We start from the raw sequence: 17,743 nt of genomic DNA, 5'->3' as shown, positions 1-17,743 counted from the left end.
AGGGACTCCGGTAAATACGAAGAGGCGCCCGGCCAGGCGGGAAAACCAGTCTAGGCGCGGCTTTGCGGCGAACCAATGGCGAAATCGCTGATTCCGCTTGGCGGGAATGCTCATGCCGGGCATTCCACGCGGCAGGGGCTTTGGCTACCATCGACGCTGCCGGTGTTTACCAGCCGTTGGAATACGCCATGACCCATCACACCATCGCCGTCGAACATATCGCCCAGATCTTGCAAGGCGCGCGCAGCCGGGGCGTGGACGTGGACCGCGTCCTGGTGCGCGCCGACGTGCCGCCCACGCTGCTGCAGGCGCCGATGGCGCGTGTGTCGCAGGCGCAATTCGCGCAGATATTGCGGATGCTGCGGCGCGCCACGCGTGATGATTTCCTGGCGCTGGGGCAGCATCCCGTGCCCATGGGCGCATTCGCCCATGCCTGCCGGCTGGCCTTGCAGGAGCCCACGGTGGGGCAGGCGTTGCGCGCGGCGTTCCGCTACTACCACGGCGTGCTGCGCGACTTCACGGCGCGGCTGTGCGTCAGCGGCGAATCCGCGCACATCGTGCTGGATTCGCGCGGCGAACGTCGGGGCACGCAATGGTATGGCGAACGCACCTTCCTGTTCTTCACGTTGGGAGTGGCCAATTGGCTGGCCGCCCGGCGCATTCCGGTGTCGGGCGTGGACTACCACGAAGGTGCGCGCAGCGCTGACGCGCACAGGGTATTCCATGCGCCCGTGCGCTATGGGCAGCCCGTGTCCGGCCTGTGGCTGGAGTCGCGCTGGCTGGCGTTGCCGGTGGTTCAGGACGCGCAGGCGTTGAAGGCGTTTCTGGCGAACGCCCCGTTCGACTTGCTGGTGAAGTACCAGGACCGCGCGACCCTGACGGACCGCATCCGCCGGCTGCTGCGCAGCGACTTGTCCGCCGAACTGCCGTCGTTGGCGCAGATTAGCGCGCAGTTGTCGATGACGCCGCAAACCCTCAGGCGGCATCTGCGCGAAGAAGGGCAAGGATTCCAGGTGCTGAAAGACGACCTGCGCCGGGACGCCGCGGTGGAGTACCTGGGCCGGCACGACCTGTCCCTGATGGATATCGCGGAACGGCTGGGCTTTTCCGAATCCAGCACCTTCCATCGCGCATTCAAGAAATGGACCGGCGTATCGCCGGGCGAATACCGCCGCAACCGCCTGGTGTGCGGTCCCGCCTGCATGCCGTCGGCCGCTGACACTTTCCGCCAATCCGTTTGACGCCTGCGGCCATTGCCGCCCGCAGCGCCTGACGGGAAGCTATGGGCTCGGCAACGGTCGGGCGCAGGGCGTCTGGCTGGACAGGACAGCGGGCCACAGAGACCGCGTGCCGCAGGAGACAAAGCCATGTATCTGACGCAAGGCTTGCATCGCGCAAGCCAGCTGTATCCCGCCAAGATTGCGTTGCGCGAAGGCGCGCAATGCTGGACGTATCCCGAACTGCTGGACTGGACGGCGCGCAAGGCCGCGGCGTTGCGTGACGAGGGCGTGCAGCCGGGCGACCGCGTCGCCTTGCTGGGCGCCAATAGCGCGGCCTATGTGTCGTGGATGCTGGCGTGCTGGTGGCTGGGCGCGGCGATCCAACCCCTGAATACCCGCTGGAGCGGCGCCGAGCTGACGCAGGGCCTGGCCGATGGCGCGCCGCGCCTGTTGTTGGTGGATGAAGCGCTTGCGCCGCGCATGGCCGATGTGGCGGTGCCGTCGTCGACGCGCTTGCACGCGATGCCGGCGCTGGAAGCCCGGGCTGCCGCCGCCGCGCCTATCGAAGATCTGCGCGCGGGCGGCGCCACGCTGGCCGCCATTCTGTATACGGGCGGCACCACGGGTTTTCCCAAGGGCGCGATGCTGACGCACGCGAACTTGTGGAGCGCCGCCGTGGCACGGCTGGCTACCGTGCCGACGGACGCGGACAGCTGCGTGCTGCTGGTGGCGCCGCTGTTCCATGTGGCGGGGCTGGGGCGCTTGATGGGCCAGTTCCTGGCGGGCGCGTCCGTGGTGATGCAGCGCGGTTTCAATCCGAAGGCGGCGCTGCAGTCCTTGCAGGACGACGGCGTCACGGAGGTGTTGCTGGTGCCCAGCATGATCCAGATGCTGTTGGATGAGCCGGGATTCGGAGACTACCGGCTGGATGGCGTGCAGCGCGTCATTTGGGGCGCGTCGCCCATTTCGCCGGCGCTGCTGACGCGTGCGCTGGCCGCGTTTCCGAAAGCGGAATTCGTGCATGCCTATGGCATGACGGAAACGTCGGCCATGGTGGCGATCAATGCGGATGTCCGGCATGGCGGTCCGCGCGCGATGTCTGCCGGACGTCCCGCCGTGGGCGTGGAGGTGCGCATCCTGACACCCGACGGGCGGGAGGCCGCGGTGGGCCAGGTTGGCGAACTGGCGGTGCGCGGCCCCATGGTGATGGCGGGCTATTGGAACCTGCCCGACGAGACCGCCCGCGCGTTCGCCGACGGCTGGTTGTTGACGGGCGATGCCGCGCGGCTGGACGAGGCGGGATACCTGACCGTTGTCGACCGCTTGAAAGACATGATCGTCAGCGGCGGCGAAAACGTCTACGCCGCGGAAGTCGAGGCCGTGCTGGCGCAGCATGCCGGGGTGGCGCGCTGCGCGGTGATCGCGGTGCCCCATGAACGCTGGGGCGAAGCGGTGCATGCGGTGATCGTCGCGCGCGCCGGTCACGCGCCTGACATCGACGCGCTGCAGGCCCATTGCCGTCAATGGCTGGCTACCTACAAATGCCCCAAAAGTTATGAATTCCGCGACGACCTTCCCATGTCGGCGGCAGGCAAGGTGTTGAAGTCCGTGCTACGGCAGGGCCATGAATCCCCGCGTGCGGCCCAAGCCGTAACGCCTCTCAAGGAGAAGCAGGCATGAATCGAAAAGTATGGGTGGCTGGTGTCGGCATGATCCCGTTCAGCAAGCCCGGTGCAAGCGAACCGTATTCCGTGATGGGCATGCGCGCCGTGCGCGAAGCCTTGAAGGATGCCGGCGCGCCCTATGACGCCGTGCAGCAAGCCTATGCGGGCTACGTCTACGGCGATTCAACGTCCGGCCAGGCGGTGGTGTACGGCGTGGGCCTGACGGGCATTCCCGTTTTCAACGTGAACAACAATTGCGCCAGCGGGTCGTCCGCATTGTTCCTGGCGCGCCAAGCGGTGGAAAGTGGCGCGGTGGAATGCGCGCTGGCCGTGGGCTTCGAGCAGATGGTGCCCGGCGCGCTGAAAGGCGTGTACGAGGACCGCCCGTCGCCCTTATCGACGTTCGTGTCGTCCATGACGGACCGGCAGGGGTACGACGCGGCCAAGCCGCGCGCCGCCCAGTTTTTCGGCGGGGCGGGCCGCGACTACATGAAGGAACACGGCATCCGGTCGGATACGTTCGCGCGCATTTCGGTCAAGGCGCGCCAGCACGCGGCGCGCAATCCCTACGCGGTGTTCCGCCAGACGGTCACGTTGGACGACGTGCTGGCCGCGCCCATGATCTTTGATCCCTTGACGCGTTTGCAGTGTTGCCCGCCCACCTGCGGGGCGGCGGCGGCCATCTTGTGTTCGGAGGATTTCGCGCGCCGCCATGGTTTGTCGCCGGCGGTCAGCATCGCCGCGCAGGCCATGACGACCGACACGGCGTCGACGTTCGGCGAAGGCGATATGCGCAAGCTCGTGGGCTACGACATGACGCGTGCCGCGGCCGACCAGGTATATGAGGCCGCCGGCGTCGACCCGGGCGATGTGGATGTGGTGGAACTGCATGACTGCTTCACGGCAAACGAACTGATCACCTATGAAGGCTTGCGGCTGACGCCCGAAGGGACCGCCGAACGGTTCATCCTCGATGGCGACAACACGTATGGCGGCCGGGTGGTAACGAATCCGTCGGGCGGCTTGCTGTCCAAGGGCCATCCGCTGGGCGCGACCGGCTTGGCGCAATGCGCGGAACTGGTCTGGCAATTGCGGGGGCAGGCCGAGCTGCGCCAGGTGGATGGCGCGCGGCTGGCGCTTCAGCACAACCTGGGGCTGGGCGGCGCCTGCGTCGTCACGCTGTACCAGGCCGCCTGAGGAGACCACCATGCTGGACACCCGACATATCGGCGCCGAGCTGCCCGCATTTACCACGACGGTGGAAGCGGGGCGGTTGCGGTTCTTCGCCAAGGCGACGGGGCAGGATGACCCCGTCTATGCCGACGAGGCCGCTGCGCGCGCCGCCGGCCATCCTGCTTTGCCCGTGCCTCCAACCTTCTTTTTCTGCCTGGAAATGGATAGCCCGCGTCCTGCCGCCATGCGCGAGCTCTTGGGGATCGACATCGGCCGGGTGCTGCACGGTGAACAGGGCTTCACGTATCACGCCATGGCGCATGCCGGCGACGTGCTGCGCTTTGAGCCGCGCATCACCGACATCTATGCCAAGAAAGGCGGTGCGCTGGAATTCGTGGTGCGCGAAACGCGAGTGACCGGCGCAGCGGGAAAGCTGGTGGCTGAATTGCGCGCCGTCACCGTGGTGCGCAATGGTTAAGGAGAGCACGATGAGCGGCAACGGATATCAAGATGCCCGGGCGGGCGACGCGCTGCCCGGCTTCACGGCAGGCCCCATCAGCCGACATGCGCTGGCGCTGTACTGCGGCGCATCGGGCGATCACAACCCCATTCACGTGGACCTGGACTTTGCCCGGTCGGCCGGCATGGACGACGTATTTGCGCACGGCATGTTGTCGGCGGCCTATCTGGCGCGATTACTGACGAACTGGGCGCCGCAGTCGGCGCTGCGCGAGTTTGCCGTGCGCTTCGTGGCGATCACGCATGTGGGCGACGAGGTGCGCTGTACCGGCCAAGTGGTCGAGCGCTTCGAGGCGCAGGGCGAAACCCGGTTGCGGGTTGAACTTAATGCCCGCAGCCAGACGGGCGAACTCAGGTTGAGCGGCGTGGCGGTTCTGGCCGCGCCTTGAATACGGAACAGGAGAGAGACGATGGGAACGCTTGACGGAAAGGTTGCGCTGGTATCGGGGTCGGGCCGCGGCATCGGCCAGGAAATCGCGCTGAAGCTGGCGCGCGAAGGCGCGAAGGTTGTCGTGAACGACCTGGACGCCGGCCCTGCCGAAGACACGGTGGCCATGATCCGCCAAATAGGCGGACAGGCGCAGGCCTGCGTGGGCAGCGTGACGGAATCCGGCTTCGCCGAGCGCTTCGTGGGCACGGCGGTGGACGCGTTCGGCGGGCTGGACATCATCGTGAACAACGCCGGCTATACCTGGGACAACGTCATCCAGAAAATGACCGACGAGCAGTGGGACGAGATTCTGGCGGTGCATTTGTCCGCGCCGTTCCGGATCCTGCGCGCCGCTTCCGGCTTTATCCGTGAAGCCGCCAAGGCCGAGGCCGCGCAAGGGCGCGAGGTCTTCCGCAAGGTGGTGAATATTTCGTCCACGTCGGGCGTGATGGGCAATGCGGGCCAGGCCAATTATGCCGCCGCCAAGGCGGGCATCAACGGGTTGACGCGGGCCTTGGCCAAGGAGTGGGGGCGCTACAAAGTCAATGTGAACAGCGTGGCGTTCGGCCTGATCAAGACCCGCCTGACCGAGGCGGCCGCCGATGGCGACGCCACGCTGGATATCCAGGGCCGCCAGATCAAGGTGGGCGTAAACCCACAGGTGCTGAAAAACGCCGAAAGCCTGATCCCGATTGGCCGCGCCGGCACGCCGGCGGAAGCGGCGGGGGCCGTGTACCTGTTCTGCCTGCCGGAATCCAACTACGTCAGCGGCCAGGTGCTGGTCGTGGGCGGCGGCCGCCCTTGATGCCGGAGGAGAACCTGATGGACACGCCACGGCAAGGCTGGATGGACGCCGACCTGACGCTATTCCAGGATTCCACGCGCCGCCTGTTCGAAAAGGAGTTCGTGCCTGACGAGGAAAAATGGCGCAAACAGCAGCATGCCGACCGCGAGGTCTGGCACAAGGCGGGCCGCATGGGCCTGCTGTGCGTCAGTATGCCCGAGGCCTATGGCGGCGGCGGCGGCACCTTCGCGCACGAGGCCATCGTGGCGGCGGAACAGGCGCGCGCCATGGTCTATGGCTTCAGCAACAACGTGCATAGCGCGATCCTGGCGCATTACATCCTGAACTACGGCACCGAAGCGCAAAAGCAGCGTTGGCTGCCCAAGATGGCGACTGGGGAACTGGTAGGCGCTATCGCAATGAGCGAACCCGGCGCGGGCTCTGACCTGAAAAGCGTGCGCACCACCGCGGTTCGCGACGGCGATGCCTACGTGGTCAACGGTTCCAAGACCTTTATCACCAACGGCCTGCATGCCGACCTGATCTGCGTGGTGGCCAAGACGGATCCGCACGCCGGTTCGCGCGGCGTATCGCTGATCATGGTCGAGACCCGGGACCTGCCAGGGTTCCGACGTGGCCGCCTGTTGGAGAAACTGGGCCAGAAAAGCCTGGATACGGCAGAGCTCTTCTTCGACGGCGTGCGGGTGCCGGCCGCCCACCTGCTGGGCGAAGCGGAAGGACGCGGTTTCACGCAACTGATGCAGCAATTGCCGCGTGAGCGGCTGCTGATCGCCGTGGGCGCGGTGGCGACAATGCGGCGCGCCATCGACGAGACGGTGGCCTACACCCGGACGCGGCAGGTATTCGGCCAACCGTTGATCGACATGCAGAACACGCGCTTCAAGCTGGCTGAATGCGAGACCGTGGCGACCATCGCGGCGCGTTTCGTCGACGATTGCATTGCGCGGCAGCTGGAGGGCGTGCTGGACCTGTCCACCGCCGCCATGGCGAAGTGGTGGACGACGCAGATGAACTGCCAAGTGATCGACGAATGCCTGCAACTGCATGGGGGCTACGGCTACATGCTGGAATACCCTATCGCCCGCATGTATGCCGACGCGCGCGTGGGCAAGATCTATGGCGGATCGAACGAGATCATGAAAGAGATCATTGCCCGCGGCATGACCGCCTGAAGGGGAAGACACGAATGCAGCAAGCGCATCATCAATATTGGCCCAAGGGCCTGCCGCACCACATCAGTCAACCGCAATCCAGCCTGGTCTTCAATCTGGAGGCCTCGGCAACGCGGTATCCCGGCAAGCCGGCCATCGTGTTCTACGACACGGTACTGGACTATGCGCGGCTCAAGCGCGAGGTCGACGCGATGGCGGGCTATCTGCAGCATGGCGCCGGCGTGCAGGCGGGCGACCGTGTATTGCTGCTTAGTCAGAACTGCCCGCAGTTCATCATTGCCTATTACGCGATCTTGCGTGCCGAGGCCGTGGTCGTGCCGGTGAACGCGATGAGCACGCCTGACGAACTGGCGCATTATCTGCAAGACAGCGGCGCCCGCGTGGCGTTCGCGGCGCAGGAACTGGCCGGGCGGTTGGCGGGCTTCGTGGACGACGGCCGGCTGGACCGCGTAATCGTCCATACCTATTCGGACTACCTGGGGCCGGGCGGGGAAGACCTGGCGCCGCCGGACTGGATCGCCGCGCCGCGGCGAACGCCCGACGTCGCGGGCGGCGTGCCCTGGTACGGTGCGCTGGCGCTCAACGCGCCGCCCGCGCCGCACAAGGCGACGGCCGCCGACCTGTGCCTGTTGCCCTACACGTCGGGCACCACCGGCCGCCCCAAGGGGTGCCGGCACACGCACGGCACGCTGGGCGCGGCGGTGACGGGATCGCAGTTGTGGCGGGGCCTGACCGCCGAAGCCGTGATTATGGGCGTGGCGCCGATGTTTCACCTGCTGGGCATGCAGAACTGCATGAACCTGCCGATCTTGCTGGGGGCGACCGTCGTCCTGCTTCCACGATGGGACCGCCAGGTAGCGGCGCAATTGATGGCGCGGCATCGGGTCAGCGTGTGGGCCGCGCCGCCCGCGATGGTCGTGGATTTCTTCGCGCAGCCCGGCATTGAATCATTCGACCTGTCCCACCTGGCCTTGTTGTGCGGCGGCGGTGCGCCCATGCCCGAATCCGTGGCCGCGATGCTGGCCGAGCGCTACGGCATCATCTTCAACGAAGCCTACGGATTGACCGAGACCGCATCGTTCCTGCATTGCAATCCCATGCAGCGCAATAAGCGCCAGTGCATCGGCGTGCCCACGTTCGGGGTGGATACGCGGGTGGTGGACCCGTCAACCCTTGTGGAACTGCCGCCTGGCGAGACCGGCGAACTGGTCACGCGCGGCGCGCAGATCATGCAGGGCTATTGGAATAATCCGGCGGCCGATGCCGACGCGTTCTTCGTGCTGGATGGGGAACGGTACTTCCGCACCGGTGATCTGGGGCGCGTGGACGAAGACGGCTATTTCTTCGTGACCGACCGTCTGAAGCGCATGATCAATGCGTCGGGTTACAAGGTGTGGCCGGCCGAGGTCGAGAACGCCCTGTACGAACATCCCGCCGTGCACGAAGCCTGCGTGATCGGCGTGCCCGACGCCTGTCGAGGTGAAACGGTGAAGGCGTTGCTGGTGTTGCGGCCCGAAGCGCGCGATAGCGCCTGCGAAGACGAGGTGATCGCCTGGGCGCGTACGCGCATGGCGGCCTACAAGGCGCCGCGCATCGTGGAGTTTGTGGATGCGCTGCCCAAGTCAAGCACGGGCAAGATCCTGTGGCGCCAATTGCAGGAGGCGGGGCGTGCTGCGCGGGAAACCGCCTAGTGGGGCGCACCCATCGGGCGTCATGGCGTGCGCCAGGGCGGTAACCCTGCCGAAGGACATTACGCCGTGGTGTCGCCCGCCGCTTCGGGCTGATAGAGAATTTCTTCGATCGTGGCGGCGTGCTCGGTCTGGTTGGGGGCGGTCCAGGTGATGCGCTGGCCCTGGCGCGAACCGATCAGGCTCAGCCCCAGTGGCGACAGCACCGACACCTGGCCCTGCGCAAGGTTGGCGTCTGCCGGGTAGCACAGCGTGACGATCATTTCGTCGCCGTTGGCGTTCAGCAGGCGCAGGCGGGAGCGCATCGTGACGATGTCTGGCGTGACGTCTTCCAGCGTGATGATCGGTGCGGAATCCAGGATGTCTTGCGTGGCGTCGATCGCATCGCGCGACAGCGCGGCGGCACTGGCGGGGCGGGTAATCATGCCCAGCAGGCGGGCGTGGTCCAGGGCGGTGATCAGTTTGTCTTGCGGCAAGGCGTTCATATTGATTCTTCTAAGACGAATGGCCCCCCTTGGCAGACGCTTTTCAGGTTTGCTCGGGCGAGGCGATGGAGGAGGCGACTGCGAAAGCCGGTCCCGAGGGGGCGCCGCCATGGCGGCCGGAGGCGGATAAACGCCCTGTTCCTTGGGGAGAGCCTACGCGGGCTGGGTCAAGCGTCTTTGCGGCGCAGGTTTTCGCGCGTTTGGCGCGCAATCTGCTGTCGGCAACAGTCCAGTATATAGGCCATTGCCGACGTAAGGGCGGGAAGGCGTCGAAAGCGGGCGGATGCGTCCGCCCGCCGGCTGCGTTCCTGGCGGGAATCAGCCCTTGATGAAGGCCAGCAGGTCCGGATTGATGACCTCGCCATGCGTGGTCAGCATGCCATGCGGGAACCCCGCATACACCTTCAGCGTGCCGTGCTTCAGCAGCTTGACCGCCAGCTTCGAGGAGTCGTCGATGGGCACGATCTGATCGTCGTCGCCGTGCATGACCAGGGTCGGCACGGTGATGGCCTTCAGGTCTTCGGTCTGGTCGGTTTCCGAAAAGGCCTTGATGCCGTCGTAGTGCGCCTTGGCCGAGCCGATCATGCCTTGCCGCCACCAGTTATTGATGATGCCTTGCGATACCTTGGCGTCCGGGCGGTTGAAACCGTAAAAGGGGCCGGAAGCGACATCGGTGAAGAACTGGGCGCGGTTGGCGGCCAGGGCCGCGCGGAAGCCGTCGAATACCTCGATCGGCGTGCCGCCGGGGTTGGCGTCGGTCTTCACCATCAAGGGTGGCACGGCGCTGACCAGCACGGCGCGGGCGACGCGGCCCTGCGGTTGGCCGAATTTGGCGACATAGCGAGCGACCTCGCCGCCGCCTGTCGAATGGCCGATATGGACGGTGTTGCGCAGATCCAGGTGTTCGACCACCGCCGACGCGTCGGCGGCATAGTGATCCATGTCGTGGCCGTCGCTGACCTGGCTGGAACGGCCATGGCCGCGGCGGTCATGCGCGATGACGCGAAAGCCCTTGGCGACGAAGTACAGCATCTGGGCGTCCCAGTCGTCGCTCGACAAGGGCCAGCCGTGGTGGAACATGATGGGCTGGGCCGTTTTAGGGCCCCAGTCCTTGAAATAGATCTGCACGCCGTCGGGGGTGGTGATGGTGCTCATGGTCAGTGACTCCGGGAGAGGCAGGAAAGGGAGGTACCGCAGGAGAGGCCGGGCTGGGAAGCCGGCCGATTCACAGCGTAACGCGCATACCGCCCCGTCGCTTGTACGTTATCAAGCGGCTTTGGATGAAATCATCCTGTCCGGCGGGCACGCCGATGTTCGGCCGCTGCCCGCCCCCCACGCCCGGCCCGCCGCCGGTTGAACCGACGCCCATCCGAGGCTAAGCTCAAGGCTGGCTATCGTAAGCGGCGCCTGGGATCCGCATGGCTGCAGCACCGGACCCGCTCGCCGCAAGGAGAGCAGCATGCGGCATGCAGTCGATCTGTCCGGGCGCGTGGCGATCGTCACCGGCGCCAATTCCGGGATCGGGCGCGGCATTGCCCTGGAATTGGCGGCGGCGGGCGCGCGCGTGGTCGTGAACCACCGCCCCAACGAAGACGCCGAGCGGCGCGGCGCCGACGTGGTGCAAGCCATCTTGCACGCGGGCGGCCAGGCCGTCACCGCGGCCGCCGACATCAGCCGCGAAGAAGACGTCGAACGCCTGTTCCGCGTGGCGGTGGACCACTTCCAGAACGTCGACATTCTTGTCAACAACGCCGGCATCGAGCGGCCTGCCGCCATTCAGGATATGACGCTGGCGCAATGGCAGGCGGTGATCGACACCAATCTGACTGGCCAGTTCCTGTGCGCCCGCGCCGCGGTGCGGGCGTTCCTGAACCGGGCGTCCCCGGCGTCCGCCAATGCGGCCATCGGCAAGATCATTTTCATCAGTTCGGTCCACGAAGTGATTCCGTGGGCGTTCCAGGCCAACTACGCCGCGTCCAAAGGGGGCGTGTCGCTGCTGATGCAGTCCTTGGCGCAAGAGCTGGCCCCCTTGAAGATCCGCGTCAACTCCGTGGCGCCGGGGGCGATACGGACGCCCATCAACGCGCCCGCCTGGAACACGCCGGAGAGCATGGCGTCGTTGCTGAAGCTGATCCCGTATGGCCGCATCGGCGAACCGGAGGACGTGGCGCGCGCCGTGGCGTGGCTGGCCAGCGACGATTCCGACTACGTAACGGGGTCGACCTTGTTCGTCGACGGCGGGATGACGCTGTATCCCGCCTTTCGCGGTGCAGGGTGAGCCGATGTCGAAGCCCCTCGAAGACTATGGCCTGATCGGCAACATGTTGTCGGCCGCGCTGGTGGCGCGCGACGGCGCCATCGACTGGCTGTGCCTGCCGCATTTCGATTCGCCGGCGTGTTTCGCGGCATTGCTGGGCGATGACAGCCACGGCCGCTGGCTGCTGACCCCAAGCGCCCCCGGCGCCATTTCCACGCGCCGCTACCTGCCTGACACGGCCGTGTTGGAAACGCGCCATGAAACGCCAGGCGGCGTGGTGCGCGTCTACGACTTCATGCCCCTGAGCGATGACGAGGAGCGTGTCGACGTGGTGCGTATCGTGCAGGGCGAGTCCGGCCAGGTGGACATGCGGATGGAGCTGACGTTGCGCTTCAATTATGGGCAGGCAGTGCCCTGGGTGCGTCGGCGCGATTATGGGCTGAGCGCCATTGCCGGGCCCGACGCCGTGGAGCTGCATACGGCGGTGCCGTTGACCGGGCGCGACATGAAAAGCGTGGCCGAATTTACGGTGCGCCAAGGCGAAACCGTGCCCTTCACCCTGTCGTATCACCGTTCGCACAAGACGCCGCATTTCGTGCCGGACCGAATGGAAAGCATGGACCGCACGATCGCGTGGTGGCATGAATGGGCCAAGCGCTGCCATTGGGAAAACGGACCGGGTGAACGGCGAGATGCCGTCGTGCGCTCGCTCATCACGCTGAAACTGCTGACGTTTCAGCCCACCGGGGGCATCGTCGCCGCGCCGACGACGTCGCTGCCCGAACAGTTGGGCGGCAGCCGCAACTGGGATTACCGGCATTGCTGGCTGCGCGATTCCGCGCTGACGCTGTATGCGCTTTTGAATGCCGGCTACCGCGAGGAAGCCGAGGCCTGGCGCCAATGGCTGTTGCGCGCGGCGGCGGGGCACCCGAACCAATTGCAGATCATGTACGGCATCGCGGGCCAGCGCTGGCTGCCCGAACACGACATTCCCTGGCTGCCGGGCTACGAGGGGAGTGCACCCGTGCGGCTGGGCAACGCCGCTGCCGGCCAGATGCAGCTGGATGTCTATGGCGAGCTGATCGAAACGCTGCACGCCGCGCGCGTGGCGGACCTTGCGCCGCTGGCCGAAGCGTGGCGCATGCAAAAAGTGCTGCTGAAGCCGCTTGAGGAACTGTGGCGCCTGCCGGACCACGGGATCTGGGAAATGCGGGGGCCGCGCCGCGCGTTCACGCATTCACGGCTGATGTGCTGGGTGGCGCTGGACCGTACCGTGAAATCCTGCGAACGTTTCGGGCTGGAAGGGCCGGTGGATCGGTGGCGGGCGCTGGCCGACGAGATACGCCAGGACATCTGCACGCATGGCTATGATGCCGGGCGCAATACCTTCGTGCAGTACTACGGCGGCACGGCGCTGGATGCCAGCCTGCTGCTGATTCCGCAGGTCGGCTTTCTGCCGGCGGACGATCCGCGCGTGGCGGGCACCGTGCAGGCCATCGAGCGCGAACTGCTGCGCGATGGCCTGTTGCTGCGTTATTCGACCCTGCGCAGCGATGATGGCCTGCCGGGCGACGAAGGCGTCTTCCTGGCGTGCAGCTTCTGGCTGGCCGATGCCTACATCATGCAAGGCCGGCTGGACGATGCGTCCCGCGTGTTCGATCATCTTCTGTCGCTGCGCAACGACCTGGGCCTGATGTCCGAAGAGTACGACGTGGCGCGCAAGCGGCTGGTGGGCAACTTCCCGCAGGGCTTCTCGCATATTGGCCTGGTCAATACGGCCTACAACTTGAGCGCGGCCGGCGGCACGGCGCGCCAGCGTTCATCGCGCGACGCGCCTCAGGAATGAACCCTGCCCGCCGCCGGGCTGTCCTTGCTGCGTTTGACCATGTGCAGGAGCGTCTGAAAGAGCTCTTCCCGCGCCTGCGCTTCGCTGATTTCGCCGGCCACCGCCGCGTTCGACAGCGCATCGGCGGCGCCGAGCATCGCCCACAAGCTGGCCAGCGGCACGGATCCCGGGCTGGCGAAAGGCGCAAAGATCTTTTGGCATTTGTCGATGAAGACCCGCTGATACTGCCTTTTCACGGCGGCGATTTCAGGCGACCCGTCCAACGCCGCCAGCACGCCGGGAATTTCCCGGCCTTGCGTGATGACGCAATCGATATACCGTGAGGCGACGACCGCGGCTTTGTCTTTCAATGTGGGTTTGCTGGCCGCGACGGCGGCGTCGATGATCGCCGTCTGGCGCACGTCGAAGTCTTGGTAGAGCGCTGCGAGCAGCCCGTTGCGCGTGCCGAAGTGGTCGTACACGACAGGCTTGGAGATGCCGGCTTCTTCAGCCAGCCGGCCCAGCGTCAACGCGTCGGTGCCTTCATCGCGGATCAGCTTCCAGGACACGTCCAGCAACTGGCGTAGCCGCGCTTCTTTCGACAGGCGGCGGCGCGGTGAGGGGGCGGACGGAGCAGACATCGTTTTTTATCCTGAAGGGGCGTATCACTGCGGCAAGGGGAAAATCCGCTTGCCGATGGCGTGCGCCGCATCCAGATGAGACGTGGGGAAGCCGGCGTCCGAGGCGACCAGCAATTCCGAGGTCGCGACGCGAGCGCCACAGTAGCCGAAGATCCCGTGGTCGATCTGCGTTTTCATCGCGCCAAAGTAGCCGTGCCGCGCGTAGGTTCGCATATCGGCGCCGCCGCTGGCAATCAGGTGCACCTGAAGGCGCTGCAGCTTTTTAAGCAGCTTGCCGTCGGGGCCGGCATCATAGGCCCAGCCATTGGTGAACACGCGATCGATCCATCCTTTCAGCAGGCCGGGGAACGACCACCAATGCACGGGATAGACCAGTACCAGCGCGTCCGCGCGATCAATCCGGGCGTGTTCGGCGGCGACATCCGGGGACGGCGCCGCGTTCCTCAGGTGCAGCGCCACGTCGGCCTGGGTGAATCTGGGATCGAACGCTTCCGCGGCCAGATCGGCGATTTCGAAGGAGTGGCAAGGCTGGGAGCCGGCGATCCCTTGCGCGATTTGAGCCGCGATGGCGTGGGTGAGGGAAGCCGGGTCGGGATGGGCGACAACGATAAGGGCATGCATGTCTTGAGACGTCCATACGAGGATTGCTATGTACTTATCGTAGCCTACTTTTAGTAGGTTGTGGAAGTCCCTCCCGATTGTCGTGCCGTGTCCGCGGCGGCTAACGGCTGTCAGCTACTCGTTCCTGGCTGACCGGATTGGCGCGGAGGACGGCTTCGACGGTTCGCGGGCGGCTGTCCCGACACGCAGGCGGCCGGTATGCGGGACGGGCATCTTGGCCTGCCGCGCGCAGGGCCTGCTCGATCAAGCGGTCCAACTGCTTGAGTGCCGATTCATGGTCCCGGTCCAGGTGTATGCGCAGGCAGGCCTTGCCGCGCGCCATCAGTTCCTCCATGTCGGCCACGGCCTGCGCTTCCTGAACCGCGCCGAAGCCCAGGGGGAACCTGGGTACCGGAAGGTCGTCATGATCGGCGGTGATGAACAGGAACACGCCGCCGTCCGGCCCGCCTTTATGAAGCTGCCCGCAGGAATGCAGATAGCGGGGACCGAAGCCCCCCACTGTCGCTACGCGGCAGGCGTCGCGCACTTGGCGCCGCCATCGGGCCAGGTGGGCGGCGTACTGCGGGGCGTTGGGCAGGTACGCCAGGATGGCGGCATAGCTGTCGGGCCGAAGCCGTGCGAAATGGGCCGCGAGCCGTTCGCTGGGCGTCGAGACATCCGCGTCCTGGCGTCCGTAGAACGTCAGGGCCCCGGCTTGCGCGGCGGGTTGCGGGGGGCAATAGCCCGCGGCGCGGGAGCGCTGTTCGACCAGGGCGCGCGCGCGGCATTTGCTTGCCTCCACATCCGGTTGGTCGAACGGATTGACGTGCAGGATGGCGCTGGCTACCGCGGTCGCGACCTCCCACCGGAAAAACTCCTGGCCCAGTGTTTTCGCGCTTTTTACGTCAATGCGCACGACGGGGTGGCCAAGCGCGGCCAGGGATGCTTCGTGCGCGTCCAGGTCCGGACACGGTACGCCGGTTTGCCGGATGGAGACGAAGAGCCGGTCTGCGCCGTAGGATTCCGGCCTTCCAAGGGGTTCGTCATTGACCGGCACAATGCCGCGGCCGTTCTTGCCGGTGGATTCCGCCAGCAATTGCTCAAGCCAGCCGCCGAACGACTTCAGGCGCGGGCAGGTCAGTAGCGTGACCTTATCTCGACCGGCGCGCGCGGCTTCGCCCAGGATAGCCCCCAGCACCAGACCGGGGTTTGCGGCGACGTCGGCGCGGGCCGAGCAGGCGCGCACCATCGGCGCGGTCTCGCGGAGGAACGAGACTGGCGCGTGGCCTTGCAACGCCAACGACACGAGCCCGAAGCAGGACAGCACGGAGTACCGGCCGCCGATGGTCGGGTCGCCGCGGAAAATGCCGGCATAGCCGTCCCGCAATGCGGTTTGATGCAGGGCCGACTGGGGGTCCGTGATGGCGATGAAACGTTCCCCCGCCGCTTCGCGTCCGAGCCGCTCCGACAGGCGCGAAAAAAAGTACGTGGCCAGCATGCTGGATTCCAGGGTAGAGCCGGATTTGCTAGCCACCACGAACAGGCAGCGCTCCAGGTCCAACTGCGATTCCAGGCGGCGGATCTGGTCGGGGTCCGTCGTGTCCAGGACGTGCAGCCGCATTCCTGACGGACGGGCAGTCTGCGTGGCCCCCAGCACTTCCGAGCCCAGGCTGGCGCCGCCCATGCCCAGGATCACCGCATCGGTCATGCCTTTTTCAATCAAGCGCATGCAGGCGCGCGCCAGCCGGGCGGTTTGCCGCGGCTTGGCGGCCGGTCTTAGCCACCCCATCCACTGGGCTTCATCCGAGGCCGTCCACAACGACGCGTCGCCCGCCCACAAGCGCCGACCCCACTGCTGTTGCCGGGCAATGGACAAGCGTGCCGCCAGGCTGTCCCGCAGCCAGGCGGGCAGGCAGCAGGAATAGGGGTTCAACCGCTTGGTACACGCCGGATCAAGGCGGCGCTTGCCCGTGGGCGCCGCGTGGCCGGGCGGGCAGGTTCCGGGATATCGGGAAGCACTCAGATGGCGGATATGCATGGCAGCAGGGTCTCGAGTATCGGGTGGCCCGGCAGAGCAATTAGCGTGCCCGGTCTTTTCAGTGATATCGGGGGCGGATGGCATGGGAGTTGCTGCGCAGCGCGTTCGCCCGCACAGGAGAATTTGCCGTGAACGCATGGATCAACCAATCGGATTGGCTGGCCGACCATCCGCTGGCCCTATGGGGTATCGCAGTGGCCATCAGCGTCGTCGTGTTCCTCATCATCCTCACGACGCTGAAAGTCGTGCGCGCCCGGCTGGATGCCCTGGCGCGGCGGGGGCACGGTTTTGGGGCCTCGATTTCCCTTGTCCTCCAGCGGACGAACTGGATCGTGGTCGCCATGTTGTGCTTCATGGTGGGCGTGGAGATCAGCGGCGCGCCTTTGCCGTGGAGCGGCAACACCATTCAGCACTTGTGGTTCGTGCTGTTGGCGCTGCAGGGAGCGCTATGGCTGGACCGCGCGGTGGACCTGGCGCTGCGCCACACGGCGGCCGCCAGGGGACTGGCAAGCGTCGTGACGGTGACGCTGCTGGGGTTGTTGTTGCGGGGGCTGGTGTGGGTGATCGCGCTGCTGTCCATGCTGGACAACCTGGGCGTGAACATTACCGCGCTGGTCGCCAGCCTGGGGATCGGCGGGGTGGCGGTGGCCCTTGCCGTGCAGACGATCCTGAGCGACCTGTTTGCCTCGATCTCGATCGGGCTGGACAAGCCCTTCGAGGTCGGCGATTTCATCGTTTTCGGGCCGGTGGCGGGCAGCATCGAGCATATCGGGTTGAAGACCACCCGGATCCGCAGCCTGGGCGGCGAGCAAATCGTGTGTTCCAACACCGAACTGCTCAAGCAGACCATCCAAAATTACAAACGCATGCAACAACGGCGGATCGTGTTCTCGGTGCGAATCACCTATCAGACGGGGGCCGACCAAGCGGAAAAGGTGCCTGCGATGCTGCAAGGCCAGATCAACGCCCAGGAAGGCACCAAATTCGATCGCGCGCATCTGGCTCGGTTCGGCGACAGCGCCTTGGAGTATGAAGCGGTGTATTACGTCATGACCGCCGACTACAACCGGTACATGGACACGCAGCAGGCCATCAACCTGGGCATCATGCGCGAGCTGGAACGGGCGGGGATTGACCTGGCGCTGCCCGCGCGAACGGTCCACGTGATGGAAGGCGGGTCGGGGGGCGCACCGGCGGGCGGCGGCCTGAAGGCGGCGTAGACGAAC

16 protein-coding genes are annotated in these 17,743 nt (G+C 66.1%); 11 read left to right on the top strand and 5 right to left on the bottom strand.

Translation table 11 applies throughout. The features are described 5' to 3' along the window. The first annotated feature begins 188 nt into the window (after positions 1 to 188). From ACI0FO_RS10810 to ACI0FO_RS10775, 8 genes are all read left to right on the top strand, one after another. Positions 189 to 1,241, top strand: coding sequence for an AraC family transcriptional regulator (locus tag ACI0FO_RS10810; protein ID WP_416026519.1), 1,053 nt, complete (start codon positions 189 to 191; stop codon positions 1,239 to 1,241). Positions 1,242 to 1,367: 126 nt separating this feature from the next. Next, positions 1,368 to 2,900: a class I adenylate-forming enzyme family protein gene (locus ACI0FO_RS10805; protein ID WP_416026517.1), complete on the top strand. Its 1,533-nt coding sequence runs from the start codon at positions 1,368 to 1,370 to the stop codon at positions 2,898 to 2,900. Beyond that, complete coding sequence (locus ACI0FO_RS10800) at positions 2,897 to 4,081, top strand: lipid-transfer protein (protein ID WP_416026516.1); 1,185 nt, start codon at positions 2,897 to 2,899, stop codon at positions 4,079 to 4,081. The genes ACI0FO_RS10805 and ACI0FO_RS10800 overlap by 4 nt, the downstream gene beginning before the upstream one ends. Positions 4,082 to 4,091: 10 nt before the next feature. After that, the gene (locus ACI0FO_RS10795; RefSeq protein ID WP_416026514.1) at positions 4,092 to 4,535 is read left to right on the top strand and encodes a MaoC family dehydratase N-terminal domain-containing protein; all 444 of its coding nucleotides are present in this window, start codon (positions 4,092 to 4,094) and stop codon (positions 4,533 to 4,535) included. Positions 4,536 to 4,545: 10 nt separating this feature from the next. Then, on the top strand, positions 4,546 to 4,965 hold the full coding sequence (locus ACI0FO_RS10790) for a MaoC family dehydratase (RefSeq protein WP_313465134.1): 420 nt from the start codon (positions 4,546 to 4,548) through the stop codon (positions 4,963 to 4,965). Between the two features lie 21 nt (positions 4,966 to 4,986). Then, positions 4,987 to 5,811 carry an SDR family NAD(P)-dependent oxidoreductase gene (locus ACI0FO_RS10785; RefSeq protein ID WP_416026512.1) on the top strand — a complete coding sequence of 275 codons (825 nt, stop codon included), beginning with the start codon at positions 4,987 to 4,989 and terminating at the stop codon, positions 5,809 to 5,811. A gap of 17 nt (positions 5,812 to 5,828) precedes the next feature. After that, positions 5,829 to 6,983 (top strand): acyl-CoA dehydrogenase family protein, encoded by a 1,155-nt coding sequence (locus ACI0FO_RS10780; RefSeq protein ID WP_416026510.1) that lies wholly within the window; start codon positions 5,829 to 5,831, stop codon positions 6,981 to 6,983. Positions 6,984 to 6,997: 14 nt separating this feature from the next. Then, positions 6,998 to 8,674 carry a long-chain fatty acid--CoA ligase gene (locus ACI0FO_RS10775; RefSeq protein ID WP_416026509.1) on the top strand — a complete coding sequence of 559 codons (1,677 nt, stop codon included), beginning with the start codon at positions 6,998 to 7,000 and terminating at the stop codon, positions 8,672 to 8,674. Between the two features lie 59 nt (positions 8,675 to 8,733). Here ACI0FO_RS10775 and ACI0FO_RS10770 read toward each other — a convergent pair whose 3' ends face one another. Together ACI0FO_RS10770 and ACI0FO_RS10765 are read right to left on the bottom strand one after the other, a co-directional pair. Continuing rightward, the gene (locus ACI0FO_RS10770) at positions 8,734 to 9,156 is read right to left on the bottom strand and encodes a GreA/GreB family elongation factor (protein WP_416026507.1); all 423 of its coding nucleotides are present in this window, start codon (positions 9,154 to 9,156) and stop codon (positions 8,734 to 8,736) included. A 318-nt stretch (positions 9,157 to 9,474) separates the two neighbouring features. Next, a complete protein-coding gene (locus tag ACI0FO_RS10765) occupies positions 9,475 to 10,311 on the bottom strand; it encodes an alpha/beta fold hydrolase (protein ID WP_416026505.1) in 837 nt (278 codons plus the stop codon). 304 nt (positions 10,312 to 10,615) lie between these two features. On the opposite strand from ACI0FO_RS10765, the gene ACI0FO_RS10760 reads away from it, so the two are divergent. After that, entirely contained in the window at positions 10,616 to 11,434 is an 819-nt protein-coding gene (locus ACI0FO_RS10760; RefSeq protein ID WP_416026504.1) for a glucose 1-dehydrogenase, read from the top strand. A gap of 4 nt (positions 11,435 to 11,438) precedes the next feature. Beyond that, positions 11,439 to 13,259, top strand: coding sequence for a glycoside hydrolase family 15 protein (locus ACI0FO_RS10755; protein WP_416026502.1), 1,821 nt, complete (start codon positions 11,439 to 11,441; stop codon positions 13,257 to 13,259). Here the strand turns inward: ACI0FO_RS10755 and ACI0FO_RS10750 are convergent. The 3 genes from ACI0FO_RS10750 to ACI0FO_RS10740 form a co-directional block, all read right to left on the bottom strand. Beyond that, positions 13,250 to 13,879 carry a TetR/AcrR family transcriptional regulator gene (locus tag ACI0FO_RS10750; RefSeq protein ID WP_416026500.1) on the bottom strand — a complete coding sequence of 210 codons (630 nt, stop codon included), beginning with the start codon at positions 13,877 to 13,879 and terminating at the stop codon, positions 13,250 to 13,252. The two genes, ACI0FO_RS10755 and ACI0FO_RS10750, sit on opposite strands and share 10 nt — an antisense overlap. 24 nt (positions 13,880 to 13,903) lie before the next feature. Further along, on the bottom strand, positions 13,904 to 14,500 hold the full coding sequence (locus tag ACI0FO_RS10745) for an NAD(P)H-dependent oxidoreductase (protein ID WP_416026499.1): 597 nt from the start codon (positions 14,498 to 14,500) through the stop codon (positions 13,904 to 13,906). A 100-nt stretch (positions 14,501 to 14,600) separates the two neighbouring features. Beyond that, on the bottom strand, positions 14,601 to 16,517 hold the full coding sequence (locus tag ACI0FO_RS10740) for a hypothetical protein (protein ID WP_416026497.1): 1,917 nt from the start codon (positions 16,515 to 16,517) through the stop codon (positions 14,601 to 14,603). A gap of 128 nt (positions 16,518 to 16,645) precedes the next feature. Here ACI0FO_RS10740 and ACI0FO_RS10735 point away from each other — a divergent pair, with 128 nt between their 5' ends. Beyond that, complete coding sequence (locus ACI0FO_RS10735) at positions 16,646 to 17,737, top strand: mechanosensitive ion channel family protein (protein ID WP_416026495.1); 1,092 nt, start codon at positions 16,646 to 16,648, stop codon at positions 17,735 to 17,737. Positions 17,738 to 17,743 lie beyond the last annotated feature (6 nt).

Source organism: Achromobacter marplatensis (assembly GCF_049060505.1).
GTDB classification, from domain to species: Bacteria; Pseudomonadota; Gammaproteobacteria; order Burkholderiales; family Burkholderiaceae_B; genus Achromobacter; species Achromobacter marplatensis_A.
This window is presented reverse-complemented; position numbering and strand designations above follow the sequence as displayed.